Here is a 14,835-nt window from a genome sequence, read left to right as displayed (position 1 = left end):
GGGAGGTGGCGATGACGGCGACGAGCCGCAAGGAAAAGGCCGCGGAGACCGAGGTCGCGCTCAAGGCCGCGGCCAAGCGCGTCTTCGCCCGGAAGGGCTACCTGAACACGAAGATCACCGACATCACCGCCGAGGCGGGCCGGGCCGCGGGGTCGTTCTACAACCACTTCGCGGGCAAGGAAGAGCTGCTCGAAGCGCTCATGGCCGACATCGCGGCGTCCGGCGACGAGAGCGCCGACAGCGAGGACCACCTGACCGACTTCAGCGACCCGGCGGCCGTGCGCTGGCACGTCCGGCAGTACTGGACCTTCTACCGGGAGAACGCCGCGACCATGCTGGCCCTGCGCCAGGCGGCGATGGTCAGCGAGTCGTTCGCACGCACGCTCGCGCAGTTCGGCGCGTCCCAGGCCGCCGACCTCGACGACCACCTCGCGCACATCACCCGCGCCGGGCTGAAGCTGCCCACGACGCCGGACCGCTGCGGGATGCTGATGTACAACCTGGTCGACGCCTTCGCGGCGACGTGGCTGCACGGCTCACCGCCGGACTGGACACCACCGACCGACGAAGAAGCCGTCGAGCTGCTGACCCGGTTCGTCTACCGGGGCCTCACCGGCCGCGACTACTGAGTCAGGCGCTCCACGGCGGCGTCGACGCGCTCGTCCGTCGCGGTCAGCGCGACGCGGACGTGCTTGCCGCCCTTCGGGCCGTAGAACGTCCCCGGCGCGACCAGGATCCCGCAGTCGGCCAGCCACCGGACCGTCGCGGCGGCGTCCTCGTCCCTGGTCGCCCAGAGGTAGAGCCCCGCTTCGGAGTGGTCGATGCGGAAGCCGTTGTCCAGCAGCGCCTTCCGCAGGACGAGGCGGCGACGGGCGTAGCGCTCGCGCTGCGTGCGCAGGGCCTCGTCGTCGGTCAGGGCGGCGACCATCGCCTCCTGGACCGGGCGCGGCACGATCATGCCCGCGTGCTTGCGGACTTCGAGCAGCTGCGCGATCAGGCGGGGGTCACCGGTCAGGAACCCGGCGCGGTAGCTGGCCAGGTTCGCCGACTTCGACAGCGAGTGCACCGCGATCAGCCCGTCGGCCCGGCCGTCGCAGACGTCCGGGTGCAGCACCGACAGCGGGTCGGCCTCCCAGCCGAGCGCCAGGTAGCACTCGTCGGAGACCACGACGACGTCCCGCTCGCGTGCCCACTCGACGACCTTGCGCAGGTGCTCGACGGGCAGCACCTGGCCGGTCGGGTTGGACGGCGAGTTCAGCCAGATCATCGCCGGTTTCTGCGGGCCGAGCGCGGTCAGGCCGTCGGACCGCAGGATCGACGCGCCGGCCAGCAGCACGCCGACCTCGTACGTCGGGTACGCCAGCTCCGGGATGACGACGACGTCGCCGGGGCCGAAGCCGAGCAGCCGCGGCAGCCAGGCCACGGCCTCCTTGGACCCGATCGTCGGCAGCACGGCGTCCGGCTCGACGCCGTCGACGCCGTGCCGCCGCGAAAGCGCTCCGCGCGCGGCTTCCCGCAGCGCCGGGATGCCGTGGGTGGTCGGGTACCCGGGGATCTCCGAGACCGACGCGAGGGCCTCGCGGATGCCGGCCGGGACCGGGTCGACCGGCGTGCCGATGGAGAGGTCGACGACCCCACCGGGATGCGCCTGAGCCGTGGCCTTGACCTCGGCGAGCGAATCCCAGGGGAAGTCGGGCAGCGCGATCCGGTTCATTCGCCCTGCGGGGGCAGCGCCTTGATGAAGGCCGGGTCGTGCGCGGTCTTGCCCACCTTGGACGCACCGCCGGGCGAGCCCAGCTCGTCGAAGAAGTCGACGTTCGCCTTGGTGTAGTCCGACCAGGTGTCCGGGACGTCGTCCTCGTAGTAGATCGCCTCGACCGGGCACACCGGCTCGCAGGCGCCGCAGTCGACGCACTCGTCCGGGTGGATGTACAGCATCCGCTCGCCCTCGTAGATGCAGTCCACGGGGCACTCGTCGATACACGCCTTGTCGAGCACGTCGACGCAGGGCTCGGCGATCACGTAGGTCACTGCGCACTCCTGCTTTTCTCAGCAAACAGCCAGTCGGTGCCGACATTACGCGGCGTCGGCACCCGTTCGGTCGGTGAGGCAAGCCTTAGCCATACCCGGGGTATGGAGCTCACCTCTGGCGGCGGCGCGGGGGCGGGGTGGCCCGGGCGTCACCGGTGATGACGAAGCGCGGCTTGGGGGCCTCGCTCGCGCCGGTTCCGGGTGTGTCACTTCCGGGCTTCTTCTCCCCCACGGCTCGGTTGAACCCTTCGGCGATCTCGTCGACGACCTTCTCGTTGTGCCGCTCGTCCTTGCGCTGGATACCCACGCCACACCTCCTGCGGAAATCCGCTCCCGCGACGTTCACCGTCTCCGTCACAATCTAGCGGTGAACGCCCGCGAGAAGCTCGAACTCACCTGCAGCAAAGCATGGCCACCCCTGGCGGAGGAGACCCTGGGCGAGTGGCGCCTGCGCTGGGCAGGCGGGTTCACCGGGCGCGCCAACAGCGCACTCGCCGTCGGCGACGCCGGCCGCCCGCTCGCCGGGACCCTGCGCGCGGTGTGTGATTTCGCCCACGATCGGGGGATCCCCCCGATGGTTCAGGTGGTCCGGGACAGCCCGAACGAACGCGCGATCGCCGCGGCCGGGTGGGTGCCGGCCACCGGGCACGGTGCCGGCCACGAGGTCGAGGTGCTCACCGCCCCGCTGGTCCCCGCGCCCGCCGTCCCCGGCGTCACGGTGGGCGACGAGCCCGGGCCCGGCTGGTGGGAGCTCACGCTGCGCCCGGACGAGGACACCCCCGCCGCGCGGCAGGTCCTCACCGGCGGGAAGGTCGGTTACGGCGTCGCGGTCATCGAGGGCAGCGTCGCCGGCGCCGTCCGCGCCGCCCTGGTCGACGACTGGCTGCACGTCGGGCGGCTGGCGGTGCACCCCGCCTTCCGCCGCCGCGGGCTGGCGTCGGCGCTGATGGGCGCCGTGCAGACCTGGGGTGCGGAACACGGAGCGGACCACGCGGTGTTGCAGGTCGCGGAGGGGAATTCGGGCGCGCTCGCGCTCTACGCGGGGCTCGGCTACGCCCCGCACCACAGATACCGGTACTGGGTGCCCGCACCCGGCTCGTGCGAGGATTCGACGTCGTGAAGATCGTGGTAGTGGTCGGCGGAGTGGGCGGGGCCCGCTTCCTGCTGGGTGTCAAGGCAGCGCTGGGCATGGCACCGGAAGGTGCCTCCGAGTCCGAGCACGAGGTGACGGCGCTGGTCAACACCGGCGACGACGTCTGGATGCACGGGCTGCGGATCTGTCCGGACCTGGACACCTGCATGTACACCCTGGGCGGCGGGATCGACAAAGACCGCGGCTGGGGGCACTCGGGCGAGACCTGGGTCGTCAAGGAGGAGCTGGCCGCCTACGGCGCCGAGCCGACCTGGTTCGGCCTCGGCGACAAGGACATCGCCACCCACCTGATCCGGTCGCGGATGCTGCGCGCGGGCTACCCGCTCTCGGCGGTCACCGAGGCCCTGTGCGACCGCTGGCAGCCCGGCGTCCGGCTGCTGCCGATGTCGGACGACCGGGTCGAGACGCACGTCGTGATCGACGACCCGGAGCAGGACGGCCAGCAGAAGGCCGTCCACTTCCAGGAGTGGTGGGTGCGCTACCGCGCCGAGCCGAAGGCGCACTCGATCGTCGCGGTCGGGGCCGACGAGGCCAAGCCGGCACCGGGCGTGCTGGAGGCCATCTCCGGGGCGGACGCGGTGCTGTTCGCGCCGTCGAACCCGGTCGTGTCGGTGGGCACCGTGCTGGGCGTGCCGGGTGTCCGGGACGCGCTGCGCAAGACGTCAGCCGGTGTCGTCGGGGTGTCGCCGATCATCGGCGGCAAGGCGCTTCGCGGGATGGCCGACGCGTGCCTGACCGCGATCGGCGTCGAGACGTCGGCCGAGGCGGTGGGCCGGCACTACGGCTCGCGCAAGGCCGACGGCGTGCTCGACGGCTGGCTGATCGCCGAAGGCGAGACGGCGGACGTGCCGGGCGTGACCGTCCGCGACGTCCCGCTGCTGATGTCCGATGTGGACGCGACCGCGGCGATGGCCCGCGCCGCTCTCGAACTGGCTGGAGCCCCCGTTGACCGACACCGCTGACACCGCTGACCACGCCGCCCCGAAGCTGGAGATCCTGCCCGTCACCGGGCTGCCGGAGTTCCGCCCCGGCGACGACCTGACCGGCGCGATCGTGGCCGCCTCGCCCTGGCTGCGCTCCGGTGACGTCCTGGTCGTGACCAGCAAGATCGTCTCCAAGACCGAGGGCAGGCTCGTGCGCGTGCCGCCGGACCCGGAAGCCCGCGACGCCGAACGCCGGAAGCTCGTCGAGCAGGAGGCCGTGCGGATCGTCGCGCGGATCGCGCGCACGGTGATCACCCAGAACCACCTGGGGATCGTGCAGGCCGCGTCCGGGATCGACGCGTCCAATGTGGCCGGTGACGAGGTCGCGCTGCTGCCCGTCGACCCGGACGCTTCGGCGCTGGCGCTGCGCAACGGGCTGCGCGAGCGGCTCGGCGTCGAGGTCGCCGTCGTCGTCACCGACACGATGGGCCGGGCGTGGCGGGTCGGGCAGACCGACGCCGCCATCGGCTCGTCCGGGCTGCGCGTGCTGCACGCCTACCAGGGACAGGTCGACGGGCAGGGCAACGAGCTGGCCGTCACCGAGGTCGCCGTCGCCGACGAGCTCGCCGCGGCCGCCGACCTGGTCAAGGGCAAGCTGGGCGGGACGCCGGTGGCGGTGGTCCGCGGGCTCTCCCTGGAGGACGACGGCTCGACCGCGCGGAACCTGATCCGGCCGCTGGAGGAGGACCTCTTCCGGCTGGGCGTCAACGAAGCCGTCGCGCAGGGCCGGCGCGAAGCCGTCCCGGCCCGCCGTTCGGTGCGGCACTTCGCGGACGAGCCGGTCTCCCCCACCTCGATCCGGCGGGCCGTCGGCTCCGCGCTGACCGCGCCCGCGCCGCACCACACGCACCCGGTGCGGTTCGTCTGGCTGCGCGACTCCGGCGTCCGGAAGAAGCTGCTCGACGCGATGCGCGAGTCGTGGCAGGCCGACCTGTCCGGGGACGACTTCACGCCGGAGCAGATCGCGAAGCGGCTCAGCCGCGGCGACATCCTGTACCGGGCCCCGGAAGTCGTCATCCCCTTCCTCGTGCCGGACGGCGCGCACACCTACCGCGACGAGCGCCGCAACGACTGCGAGAAGACGATGTTCACCGTGGCCGGCGGCGCCGCGGTCCAGGGCCTGCTGGTCGCGCTGGCGGCCGAGGGCCTGGGTTCGTGCTGGATCGGCTCGACGATCTTCGCCGCCGACGTCGTCCGCGAAGTCCTGGGCCTCGACGAGCGCTGGCAGCCGCTGGGCTCGGTCGCCATCGGCGTCCCGCTCACCGAGCCGGACCCGCGCGGCCCAGCCCTGGCCGGCGAAGGGCTGCTGGAACTGTGAGCCTGCACGCGGACGCCGTCACGACGCTTTCGTCGTGGCGGCCTGCTGACGCTTCCCAGGAGTCGCTGCGCCAGGCGTTCCTCGGTTTCCTGGCCGCTCGTTCGGACAGTTGTCAGCGGTCGTGCGAGGCCGGGCACCTGACGGCGTCGGCGGTGGTCCTGGACCACACGGGCACGCGGGTGCTGCTGACGCTGCACCCGCGCGTCGGGCGGTGGCTGCAGCTCGGCGGCCACTGCGAGCCGTCGGACACGTCACTGGCCGGGGCGGCGCTGCGGGAGGCCACCGAGGAGTCGGGGATGGCCGGGCTGCGGATCTCCGCCGAGCCGGTGCACCTGGACGTCCACCCGATCACGTGCTCGCTGGGCGTACCGACCCGGCACTTCGACGTCCGGTTCGCGGTGCACGCCCCGCCGGGGGCCTCGCCGGTGCGCAGCGACGAGTCCGACGACCTGCGGTGGTGGCCGGCGGACGCGCTGCCCGCCGGGTCGGAAGATCTCGCCGATCTGGTGAAAGCGGCCGTTCCTGTCGGTGCCGGGCGATAGCCTGGTTCGCGGAGAGGGAGGGACCACATGGCTGCACAGTTCCCGGAGCGGGTGCACTACCACTCCGGTGGTGGCGGTGACACCGGCGTGTTCGGGTACATCGTGCTCGGGCTGATCGTCCTGGGCGTCATCGTGTTCATCATCGCGGTGATCGTCCGGGTGTCGAAGATGCGCCGCGAAGAGGCGATGAAGAACGGCGGGCAGTTCCCGCCGAACCCGGGCTTCCCGCCGCAGCAGGGGTTTGCGCAGCCGGGATTCCCTCCGCCGCCGGGTTCTCCAGCACCGGGTTCTCCGCCTCCGTCGCAGGGGTTCGCGCAGCCGGGTTCGCAAGGTTTCGCGCAGCCGGGCTTCGCGCAGCCTCCGTCGCAAGGTTTCGCGCAGCCGGGCTTCGCGCAGCCTCCGTCGCAAGGTTTCGCGCAGCCGGGCTTCGCGCCGGGACACCCGCAACCGTCGCCGCAGCAGGGGTTCCCGCAGCAGCCGGGCTATCCGCCGGCGCCGCAGCAGTACGCACCGCAGGGGCCGTCGTTCCCGCCGCAGCAGCAGTTGCCGGGGCCGGGAGCGGGTCCGCAGAGCTGGTGATCGTCCCCTTCGACAGCAGTTCGCCGGTCCCGCCGTTCGAGCAGGTCAGGACCGGGCTCGCGACGCGGATCAACGACCGGAGCCTGGCCGTCGGCACGAAGCTGCCCACGGTCCGCCAGCTCGCGGCCGACCTGGGCATCGCCCCGAACACGGTGGCGAGGGCGTACCGCGAGCTGGAGGAAGCGGGCCTGATCGAAACCCGCGGCCGCGCGGGAAGCTTCGTAGCGGCGGCGGGCGACCAGACCCGCCGCCGAGCCCAGCAGGCGGCGGCGGAGTACGCGAAGACCACCCGTAGGCTCGGCCTCGACGACGCCGAGGCGCTGTCGATCGTCCGCGCGGCACTCGACGAGGGGAAGAGCTGATGGTGAGCGTCCTGATGCTGCTGATCATCCTGGTGGTGGTCGCCGGCATCGCCGGGGTGGTGCTGCTCATCGTCAATGCGAGCAAGCCGAAGCAGCCGCCGTACCCGCCGCAGTACCCGGGGTACCAGCAGCAGCCGCCGCCGGGATACCCGCCGCAGCAAGGCTTTCCGGGACAGCAGCCGCCGGGCTACCCGGGGTATCCCGGGCCACAGCAGGGTTATCCCGGCCAGCAGCCGCCTGGGTTCCCGGGGCAGCAGCCGCCGTACCCGCCGCCGCCGGGTTATCCCCCGCAGCAGTAGCGCGCAGCCTTCGAGGGCCGCCATCAGGGCAGCGATGCCACGATGGCGGCCTTTTCGGCATTCCGGGGCCGCACACCGTCCCCGGCCCGCTTTGCAGCGCCCCGCGGCCGCACACCGCCCCATGCCGCGCGCCGCAGCAACCTCCGCCGCCCCACACCGCGCCACAGCAACCCGCGGCCGCACCGCTCCGCCGCACGCCCCGCAGCAACCCGCCGCACGCTGCCTCGTGCGCCGCCTCCATGCCCGGGCGCAACGGCCCGCGGCCACCCATCGCCCTATGCCCCGCGCCGCAGCAGCCCACCGCCCCACGCCCGCGCCCGCGGCAACCTCTGGCCGCACCGTTCCGCCTCCGCCCCGCGCCACAGCGACCCTCCGCACACTGCCTCCCAGCCGGGCCGTGGCAACCCGCCGCCACACAGCACCCACGCCCCGCGCCACAGCGACCCTCCGCACACTGCCTCGCGCGCCGCCTCCCAGCCGGGCCGCAGCAGCCTGCCGCACACCGCCCCGCAGCAACCCGCCCCGCGCCGCAGCAACCCGCCGCCACACCACCGACCTCGCGCCCGCGACCACCGCTCACCGCCGCAGCGCCAGGCTTACATCGCGCGATAGTCGCGCAGCTCGATCCTCGGCCCGAACCGTGGCCGCGTGTGCCCGGCCGCCTCCAAATACCGCACCGCCCGCTGCCGCTGCGGTGCGTACGGGGCCAGCACCTCCGCCATCCCCGCGTCGTCGAGCTTCGTGCCCAGCACCGCGTTCCCCACCATCGACGGGATGTTGTAGTCGCCGAAGCTCACCGCGTCCGGGTCGCCCCAGGCGCGCTGGGCGATCTCCGCCGCCGTCCAGACTCCGATGCCCGGGACCTGGCGCAGCCAGTGGCGCCCCTCGAGCCCGCGCAGCTCCACCGCCCGCTCCAGGTGACCCGCCACGCGCGCCGCGTTCAGCAACGCCGTCCGGCGCTTGATGTCCACCCCCGCGCGGTGCCAGTGCCAGTCCGGCAGCGCCCTCAGCGCCGCCGGCGTCGGGGGCACGCGCAGCCGCTCGGGCGCCGGCCCGGGTGGGCGCGTGCCGAAGCGGCGGCACAGCTCGGCCCACGACCGGATCGCTTCCTTGCCCGCCACCTTCTGCTCCAGCACGGCGAGCACCAGCCAGTCCCACACCACCCCGGTCGACCCGAGCCGCAGGCCGGGGTTCGCCCGGCGGGCCCGTGCGACGACGTCGTGGTGCGCGACGAACCCCGCATCGTCGTCGTCGGCCCCCAGCAACGCCGGCACTCCGCTCAAGAGCCGGTCCTTCGCCTCACCCCAGGCCGCGGCCTCGATGCGGCCGTCCGGCAACCGGCGCAGCGCCAACGTTCCGGGGCCGTCCGGGGTGTTCGACGCGAGCCAGGTGATGCCGCGCTCGTCGGTGAGGATGTTGAGCGACCCGCGGCCACGCTTCAGCGGACCCAGGACCCGGCCCAGGTCGACCTCGAACGCGGGACGCCAATACATCGGGCTACGCGTCGCTCGAAAAACGGACGGATCCGTCGGGCAGGACGACGTCCGGCCAGACGCGGGCGCCGTCCAGGAGCTCGCAGCCGGCCCCGACGGACACGCCGTCGCCCAGCACCACACCGCGCAGCACCGCGCCGGCGCCGACGCGGGCGCCGTGCCCGAGCACCGAACGCTCGACGATCGCGCCCTCGGAGACCGCCGCGCCGTCGAACAGGACCGAGCCGTCGATCTTCGCGCCCGGGCCCACGACCGCGGCGACGCCGATCGTCGACCCGCCGGACAGCTGGGCGTCCTCGGCCACCGACGCGCCGTCCAGGACCAGGAAGTCGCCGGGGCGGCCGGGCAGCGCCGACGTCGGCGCCAGGCCGCGCACGAGGTCGGCCGAGCCGCGCACGAACGCTTCCGGCGTACCGACGTCCAGCCAGTACGACTCGTCGACGAAGCCCTGGATGTGCGCGCCCTGCTCCAGCAGCTGCGGGAACGTCTCGCGCTCGACCGACACCCGCCGCCCGGTCGGGATGGCCTCGATCACCGGACGGCGGAAGACGTAGCAGCCGGCGTTGATCTGGTCGGTCGGCGGGTCCGGCGTCTTCTCGAGGAACGCCTGGACGCGCCCGGTCTCGTCGGTCGGCACCGACCCGAACCGGCTGGGGTCCGGCACGCGCTGCAGGTGCAGGGTGACGTCGGCCTCGGATTCGCGGTGGACGCGCAGCTGCTCGCCGAGGTCCGAGCCGGAGATGATGTCGCCGTTGAAGACGATCACGTGGTCGGCCCGCAGCCGGTCGTAGACGTTCCGGATCGCGCCCGCGGTGTCGAGCGGCTCCTCCTCGACGACGTACTCCAGGTCGAGGCCGATGGACTTGCCGTCGCCGAAGTACTCCTCGAAGACCTCCGCCCGGTAGCTCGTCCCCAGCACGACGTGCCGGATGCCGGCTTCGCGGATGCGGGAGAACAGGTGGCTCAGGTAGGGGGTCCCGGCTGTGGGGAGCATCGGCTTCGGCGCCGACAGCGTCAATGGCCGGAGGCGCGTGCCCTTGCCCCCGACCAGCACGACGGCGTCGACAGCGTCGGTTCGGACCTCGGACGTCACGGAAATCTCCTCTTTTATCACGCACCGCTGAGCGACAAGCCGTGGGAAACCCTGACGGAGGTCGCCCGGAGGGCCTACCCTAGACAGGAAACAGGCGGGCCTTTCCCCAGAGGGCCCCGGGTCAGTCGGGAGGCCGAGGGGATGGACCCCCGCGATCGGGCGGACGCCCTGCTCGCACGAGCCCAGGCGCGCGGTGTGTTCGTCGTGACACCCGACAGCGCGACGTCACCGATGGACTCGTCGAACACCCAGCAGATCCCGCGCGCGCAGATCGACGGGCTCGACCGCAGCCGCGACCCCGACACGACCACGCAGCTGCCGGCGTCGCTGATCGAGGAGAACGACCACCCGCTGGCCGGCTCGGCGCCGACGCGGCGGATGGAGCTCCAGGGTGGCCGCCGCCCGCAGCAGACGACACCGCTGAGCACGCCGTCGCCGACGACACCGATGCCCACTCCGATGCCCGCGTCGATGCCCGCTTCGATGCCACTGTCCCGCCGGCCCCAGGCCGAGCAGGTCACGAGCCCGCTGAAGGAGCCCGACCCGGAGGACACCGGCCTGGTGCCGACGGTGACGCAGAACATCGGGAAGTCCGACCTTTCGCGCCGGCTCGACGGGATCTAGCGGGTTTCCAGCTTCAGCCGCAGCGCCAGGCCGAGCTTCACGGCGGCCAGCACCGGCTTCCAGGCGAGCCCCTGGTGGCGGTCGGCGAGGTACCGGTAGGCGCTGGCGTGGTGCGCCGCGAGCATCTTCTTCGACGCCTGTGACGTCGAGTGGCCGCCTTCGTGCGTCACCCGCGAGGTCGGCGCGTAGACGTTCAGCCAGCCCGCCTTCGCCAGCCGGTCGCCGAGGTCGACGTCCTCGAAGTACATGAAGTAGCGCGTGTCGAAGCCGCCGACGGAGTCGAACGCCTCCCGGCGGATCAGCTGGCACGAGCCGGACAGCCAGCCCGAGGTGCGCTCGACCGGCGTGCCGCTCTCCTGCCGGTACTGCTTGGTCCAGGGGTTGCCGGGCCAGACCTTCGCGAAGACGGCGTGCCCGATCCCGCGCCCGAAGGACGGCAGGAGCCGGGCCGAGGGGTAGACCGTGCCGCCGACGTCGTGGATCAGCGGCCCGAAGGCACCCCCGCGCGGCCACCGCCCGGCGACCTCGAGGAGCGCGTCGAGCGACCCGGGCTCCCACTCGAGGTCCGGGTTGACGACGACGACCCAGCCGTACCGGTCGTCGAGCTCGGCGACGCCCCGGTTCGCGGCGGTCCCATAGCCGACGTTTTCCCCGATGGTGAGCAGCTGCACGTTCGCCCGGTCGGCGGTGACCCGTTCGAGGGCACCCTCGACGGACGCGTTGTCCGCGACGACCACCTTGACCTCGCGCTCGGTGGCCTTCTCGAGGGTGTCGAGGAACCGCTCGATGGTGTCCTCGGAGAAGTAGGTCACGGTCACGACGCCGACATCGTCGCCATAGCGGGATTGCTCAGTCACCCGGCCATTGTCCACTCGTCACGCAGGGCAACCCCGCCACCCCGGGGGCCGTGACGGAAGCGCCGGCACGCGTGATCGGAAAGCCGGCACGCGTGATTGCGAGGTCGACACACCGAGCGAGCCGGTTGTCGCCGTGTCGACCCCTCAATCACGCGAGTCGACCCCTCAATCACGCGAGTCGACCCTTCGATCACGCGTGTCGACCCTTCAGTCACGCGTGTCGGCTTCTCGAGCATGGTTCAGCGGGTGCGGAGGTGGCGGGACCAGGCTTTCGCGTACGCCTCGCGATGGCGTTCCGCGGTCGTGGCCCACGAGAACTCCTTCGCGCGCTGCTGCGCGGCCGTCGCCAGCTCGGCCCGCCGGCCCGGGTCCGCGAGCAGCTCACCGAGCGCGGCCGCGACGTCGCCGGCGCCCACCCCGCAGTACGCCACCGCGTCGCCACCCACTTCCGGCAGCGACAACCGGCGCGTGGTCAGGACGCACGCGCCGCACGCCATCGCCTCCAGGACCGGCAGCCCGAACCCCTCGCCCAGCGACGGGTACGCCACCAGCTCCGCGCCGCCGAGGAAGCCCGCCAGCGTGCCGAACGGCAGGTAGCCCGCCCGGATCACGCGCAGCCGGTGCGGGACCGCGTCCAGCGCCCGCTCGACCTGGGTGTCCCAGCCCGGCTGGCCGGCCAGCACCAGCGCCGGTGCGTCCGGCCGGCCGGCGACCGCGCGCGCGAACCCGCGGATCAGCGCGGGCACGTTCTTCCGCGGCTCCAGCGCGCCCAGGAAGGCCACGTACGGCGTCTTCCCCAGGCCGACGGCCGCGCGCGCCGCCGCGACCTCCGCCGGGGACGGCGGGTGGAAGCGCTCGCTGTCGACGCCGTGGTGAATTACCTCCAGCAAAGCGTGCCGGACCGGGCCGACCCTGGCCAGCTCCGAGGCCGTCGCCGCCGAAGGCACTACGCACAGTGTCGCGCGGCGAAGCGCCGTCGCCGTCCATGCGCGGAAGAAGCGGGCCTTCACCGAGGAGTGCAGCACGGCGTCGGTGAAGAACGTCGCGTCGTGCAGCGTGACCACCGACGCGGCCGAGGTCGCCACCGGCATCGTGTAGTGCGGCGAGTGGACGACGTCCGCGCCGAGCCGGCGCGCCAGCCGCGGCAGGGTCGCTTGTTCCCAGGTCAGGCGGGCCGTGCGGGTGCTCGTGGCCGGCGACGCGGGGACGACGCGCGAGCGCGGTGCCAGCTGGTCGTAGAGCTGCAGATCGCGGGGCTGGCAGACGACGGTGATCCGCGCCCCGTCCGCGTCGAGGGCGGCGACGAGCGAATCCACGTACCGCCCGACACCGCCGCGGTCCGCGGGAACCGCGGTCGCGTCGATCAGCACCCGGGGATCGTCGCTCACCCCTGCAGGGTACGGCGGCGCCTCCACGCCATGGTGGGGAACTGGCAAACCGGGCTGGTGAGCGGCTCAGTCGTGGGGCCGCCGGTGGATCGCCCAGACGGCTTCGGCCGCGCGACGCCAGGTGAACGCCCTCGCCCGCTCCCGCCCGGCCCGGGTCAGCTCCGCCGCCCTCGCCGGCGAACCGAGCACTTCGCGCAGCGCGGAAGCCAGCGCCGCGGCGTCCCCGCGGGGCACCATGACCCCGGCCCCGCCGGCCACCTCGGCCAGCGCCGGGACGTCGGTGTGCACCACCGGGACTCCCGCCGCCATCGCCTCCAGCAGCCCCAGCCCGAACCCCTCGGCGAGGCTCGGCACGGCCAGCACGTCGGCCCGGCGCAGCACGGTCGCCAGCTCGGCGTCGGTCACCTTCCCCAGCATCCGCAGCCGGTCGGCGGGCAGGCCGCGCTCGGCCGCCAGCGCCACCGGGTCGATGCCGCCCCAGCCCGGCTGGCCGGCCAGCACGAGCACCGTGCCCTCCAGCGCCGCGACCGCGTCGACCAGCACGTCGATGCCCTTGCGCGGCTCGATCGTGCCGACGGCCAGCACGTACCGCGCCGGGAGGTCCAGTTCGGCCGAGCCGGAAAGCACGCGCACGCCGTGCGGCACCACGCGCACCGGGACGTCGACGTCGATGAGCACCGCGAGCTCGTCCGCGACCGCCCGCGTCGGCACCACCAGCCCGGACGCCCGCCGCGCGGCCCGCGCGATCATCGACCGGTGCCAGCTCACCCCGCGCGCGGTGAGCGTCTCGGGGTGGGTCCACGGCACGGTGTCGTGCACGGTCACGCTCAGCGTCTTCCCGGCCGGGGCGCGCGGCGGCGCGAACGGCGTCGGCGCGTGCACCGCGTCGCCGCCCGGCCACCAGCGCAGGCCCGCCTGCCACGCGGCGACCAGCGCCCGCGGCGGGATCCGCAGCACGCGCGGGCCCTCGACGCCGGCCACGCGGGCCGCGCCGACCTCGGCGTGCCGCGCGACCACGCTGGACACCGTCCAGCCCGGCGGCGCGGTCTTCGCGAGCGCGGGGAGCAGCTCGGCCGTGTAGCGCCCGGTGCCACCGGGCACGGGCGCGAGGAGCTGCTCGGCGAGCACGACCAGTTCGGGCACGCGGCTATTGTGCGGGACGTGACCGCGAATCCCGCCACCACGGTGGTAGTCGTGACCTGGCGGGGTGCCGGGCACATCACGGCCTGCCTGGACGCGCTCTCCGCGCAGACGCGTCCACATCGGACGCTCGTGGTCGACAACGCCTCCGCCGACGGCACCGCCGCCCTGCTCGCGGCCCATCCGTCGCGCCCGGAAGTGCTCCGCCTCCCGCGCAACACCGGCTACGCGGGCGCCCTCGCCGTCGCCGCCGGGAAGGTCGGAACGCCACTCATGGCGTGGCTGAACGACGACGCCGAACCGGCGCCGGACTGGCTCGCGACGCTGGAGGACACCCTCGACAAGGCGCCGCTGGCCGCCGCGGCGACGTCCCGGCTCGTGCGCCCCGACGGCAGCACGCAGTCCGCCGGCGTCCGGTTGACCGCCGACGGCCACGGCGCCGACGTCACCGAGCCCACCGGCGAGGTGTTCGGCTTCTGCGGCGGTGCGGCGCTGCTGCGCACCGGCGCGCTGAAGAGCGTGCACGGCGTCCCGGCCGGATTCTTCTGTTATTACGAGGACACCGACACGGCGTGGCGGCTGCGGCTGGCCGGGTGGGACGTCGTCGCGGCGCCGGACGCCCGCGTCCGGCACGCCCACGGCGTCAGCAGCGAGCTGGGCTCACCGCTGTTCCACCGCTGGAACGAGCGCAACCGGCTGCTCATGCTGCTGCGCTGCGCACCCCGCGCCGTCGCGGTGAACCAGCTGCTCCGGTTCGCCGTGTTGACAGCGGTGCTGCCGCTGCGCTCCGGGCGGCCGACGGCGCCGAACTTCCGCTTCGGCCTGCGCTGCCGGGTCCTCGCCGAGGTGGTCTTGCGGCTACCTGCGGCGTTGCGGGCACGGCGCAAGATCACCCGCCGCGCGGCGCTCGGCCGAGGCGCGGTCTGGGAGGCATGGGCAGGCCTTTAAGCTTGCGCCAGGATCGACGACGAGG

18 protein-coding genes are annotated in these 14,835 nt (G+C 73.5%); 10 read left to right on the top strand and 8 right to left on the bottom strand.

The window, feature by feature from the left end; genetic code table 11:
• The first annotated feature begins 11 nt into the window (after window positions 1-11).
• The gene (locus AB0M30_RS06730; RefSeq protein ID WP_364580811.1) at window positions 12-629 is read left to right on the top strand and encodes a TetR/AcrR family transcriptional regulator; all 618 of its coding nucleotides are present in this window, start codon (window positions 12-14) and stop codon (window positions 627-629) included.
• Here AB0M30_RS06730 and dapC read toward each other — a convergent pair.
• From dapC to AB0M30_RS06715, 3 genes are all read right to left on the bottom strand, one after another.
• Window positions 623-1,714 (bottom strand): succinyldiaminopimelate transaminase, encoded by a 1,092-nt coding sequence (gene dapC, locus AB0M30_RS06725; RefSeq protein ID WP_364580809.1) that lies wholly within the window; start codon window positions 1,712-1,714, stop codon window positions 623-625. The genes AB0M30_RS06730 and dapC overlap by 7 nt on opposite strands.
• Window positions 1,711-2,031 (bottom strand): ferredoxin, encoded by a 321-nt coding sequence (gene fdxA, locus AB0M30_RS06720; protein ID WP_103344199.1) that lies wholly within the window; start codon window positions 2,029-2,031, stop codon window positions 1,711-1,713. Before fdxA ends, dapC begins: the two co-directional genes overlap by 4 nt.
• A gap of 109 nt (window positions 2,032-2,140) precedes the next feature.
• Window positions 2,141-2,338, bottom strand: a complete 198-nt coding sequence (locus AB0M30_RS06715) for a hypothetical protein (RefSeq protein WP_364580806.1) — start codon at window positions 2,336-2,338, stop codon at window positions 2,141-2,143.
• 60 nt (window positions 2,339-2,398) lie between these two features.
• Here AB0M30_RS06715 and AB0M30_RS06710 point away from each other — a divergent pair, with 60 nt between their 5' ends.
• The 7 genes from AB0M30_RS06710 to AB0M30_RS06680 are packed head-to-tail and all read left to right on the top strand — an operon-like array spanning window position 2,399 to window position 7,267.
• Window positions 2,399-3,151: a GNAT family N-acetyltransferase gene (locus tag AB0M30_RS06710; RefSeq protein WP_364580804.1), complete on the top strand. Its 753-nt coding sequence runs from the start codon at window positions 2,399-2,401 to the stop codon at window positions 3,149-3,151.
• Window positions 3,148-4,146 (top strand): 2-phospho-L-lactate transferase, encoded by a 999-nt coding sequence (gene cofD / locus AB0M30_RS06705; RefSeq protein WP_364580802.1) that lies wholly within the window; start codon window positions 3,148-3,150, stop codon window positions 4,144-4,146. The genes AB0M30_RS06710 and cofD overlap by 4 nt, the downstream gene beginning before the upstream one ends.
• Window positions 4,073-5,485, top strand: coding sequence for a coenzyme F420-0:L-glutamate ligase (locus AB0M30_RS06700; protein WP_364580799.1), 1,413 nt, complete (start codon window positions 4,073-4,075; stop codon window positions 5,483-5,485). Before cofD ends, AB0M30_RS06700 begins: the two co-directional genes overlap by 74 nt.
• Window positions 5,482-6,027, top strand: coding sequence for an NUDIX hydrolase (locus AB0M30_RS06695; protein ID WP_364580797.1), 546 nt, complete (start codon window positions 5,482-5,484; stop codon window positions 6,025-6,027). Before AB0M30_RS06700 ends, AB0M30_RS06695 begins: the two co-directional genes overlap by 4 nt.
• A 27-nt stretch (window positions 6,028-6,054) precedes the next feature.
• Window positions 6,055-6,606 carry a hypothetical protein gene (locus tag AB0M30_RS06690; RefSeq protein ID WP_364580794.1) on the top strand — a complete coding sequence of 184 codons (552 nt, stop codon included), beginning with the start codon at window positions 6,055-6,057 and terminating at the stop codon, window positions 6,604-6,606.
• Complete coding sequence (locus AB0M30_RS06685) at window positions 6,603-6,968, top strand: GntR family transcriptional regulator (RefSeq protein ID WP_364580791.1); 366 nt, start codon at window positions 6,603-6,605, stop codon at window positions 6,966-6,968. Before AB0M30_RS06690 ends, AB0M30_RS06685 begins: the two co-directional genes overlap by 4 nt.
• The gene (locus tag AB0M30_RS06680) at window positions 6,968-7,267 is read left to right on the top strand and encodes a hypothetical protein (RefSeq protein WP_364580788.1); all 300 of its coding nucleotides are present in this window, start codon (window positions 6,968-6,970) and stop codon (window positions 7,265-7,267) included. The genes AB0M30_RS06685 and AB0M30_RS06680 overlap by 1 nt, the downstream gene beginning before the upstream one ends.
• Window positions 7,268-7,863: 596 nt before the next feature.
• Here the strand turns inward: AB0M30_RS06680 and AB0M30_RS06675 are convergent.
• Both AB0M30_RS06675 and AB0M30_RS06670 read right to left on the bottom strand, forming a co-directional pair.
• The gene (locus AB0M30_RS06675; RefSeq protein ID WP_364580786.1) at window positions 7,864-8,760 is read right to left on the bottom strand and encodes a DNA-3-methyladenine glycosylase 2 family protein; all 897 of its coding nucleotides are present in this window, start codon (window positions 8,758-8,760) and stop codon (window positions 7,864-7,866) included.
• 4 nt (window positions 8,761-8,764) lie between these two features.
• Complete coding sequence (locus tag AB0M30_RS06670) at window positions 8,765-9,853, bottom strand: NDP-sugar synthase (RefSeq protein ID WP_013222926.1); 1,089 nt, start codon at window positions 9,851-9,853, stop codon at window positions 8,765-8,767.
• 141 nt (window positions 9,854-9,994) lie between these two features.
• Between AB0M30_RS06670 and AB0M30_RS06665 the strand changes: the two genes are divergently transcribed.
• Complete coding sequence (locus AB0M30_RS06665; protein WP_364580784.1) at window positions 9,995-10,477, top strand: hypothetical protein; 483 nt, start codon at window positions 9,995-9,997, stop codon at window positions 10,475-10,477.
• Here the strand turns inward: AB0M30_RS06665 and AB0M30_RS06660 are convergent.
• The 3 genes from AB0M30_RS06660 to AB0M30_RS06650 all read right to left on the bottom strand — a co-directional run bounded on the left by AB0M30_RS06660 (window position 10,474) and on the right by AB0M30_RS06650 (window position 13,865).
• Window positions 10,474-11,334, bottom strand: a complete 861-nt coding sequence (locus AB0M30_RS06660; protein WP_364580782.1) for a glycosyltransferase family 2 protein — start codon at window positions 11,332-11,334, stop codon at window positions 10,474-10,476. The genes AB0M30_RS06665 and AB0M30_RS06660 overlap by 4 nt on opposite strands.
• A 239-nt stretch (window positions 11,335-11,573) precedes the next feature.
• A complete protein-coding gene (locus AB0M30_RS06655) occupies window positions 11,574-12,704 on the bottom strand; it encodes a glycosyltransferase family 1 protein (RefSeq protein ID WP_364581238.1) in 1,131 nt (376 codons plus the stop codon).
• A gap of 84 nt (window positions 12,705-12,788) precedes the next feature.
• A complete protein-coding gene (locus AB0M30_RS06650) occupies window positions 12,789-13,865 on the bottom strand; it encodes a glycosyltransferase family 1 protein (protein WP_364580779.1) in 1,077 nt (358 codons plus the stop codon).
• Between the two features lie 9 nt (window positions 13,866-13,874).
• Between AB0M30_RS06650 and AB0M30_RS06645 the strand changes: the two genes are divergently transcribed.
• The gene (locus AB0M30_RS06645) at window positions 13,875-14,810 is read left to right on the top strand and encodes a glycosyltransferase family 2 protein (protein WP_364580778.1); all 936 of its coding nucleotides are present in this window, start codon (window positions 13,875-13,877) and stop codon (window positions 14,808-14,810) included.
• Window positions 14,811-14,835 lie beyond the last annotated feature (25 nt).

Source organism: Amycolatopsis sp. NPDC051716 (genome assembly GCF_040681595.1).
In the GTDB taxonomy this organism is placed as follows: domain Bacteria; phylum Actinomycetota; class Actinomycetes; order Mycobacteriales; family Pseudonocardiaceae; genus Amycolatopsis.
The sequence above is the reverse complement of the archived record's forward strand: the minus strand, read 5'-3'. Positions and strand labels throughout refer to the sequence as shown.

Bases quoted from the DNA above. Each gene is read 5' to 3' on its own strand.
- AB0M30_RS06700 (WP_364580799.1), top strand. From the start codon at position 4,073: ATGTGGACGCGACCGCGGCGATGGCCCGCGCCGCTCTCGAACTGGCTG.
- AB0M30_RS06665 (WP_364580784.1), top strand. From the start codon at position 9,995: ATGGACCCCCGCGATCGGGCGGACGCCCTGCTCGCACGAGCCCAGGCG.
- AB0M30_RS06675 (WP_364580786.1), bottom strand. From the start codon at position 8,760: ATGTATTGGCGTCCCGCGTTCGAGGTCGACCTGGGCCGGGTCCTGGGT.
- AB0M30_RS06680 (WP_364580788.1), top strand. From the start codon at position 6,968: ATGGTGAGCGTCCTGATGCTGCTGATCATCCTGGTGGTGGTCGCCGGC.
- AB0M30_RS06690 (WP_364580794.1), top strand. From the start codon at position 6,055: ATGGCTGCACAGTTCCCGGAGCGGGTGCACTACCACTCCGGTGGTGGC.
- AB0M30_RS06730 (WP_364580811.1), top strand. From the start codon at position 12: ATGACGGCGACGAGCCGCAAGGAAAAGGCCGCGGAGACCGAGGTCGCG.
- dapC (WP_364580809.1), bottom strand. From the start codon at position 1,714: ATGAACCGGATCGCGCTGCCCGACTTCCCCTGGGATTCGCTCGCCGAG.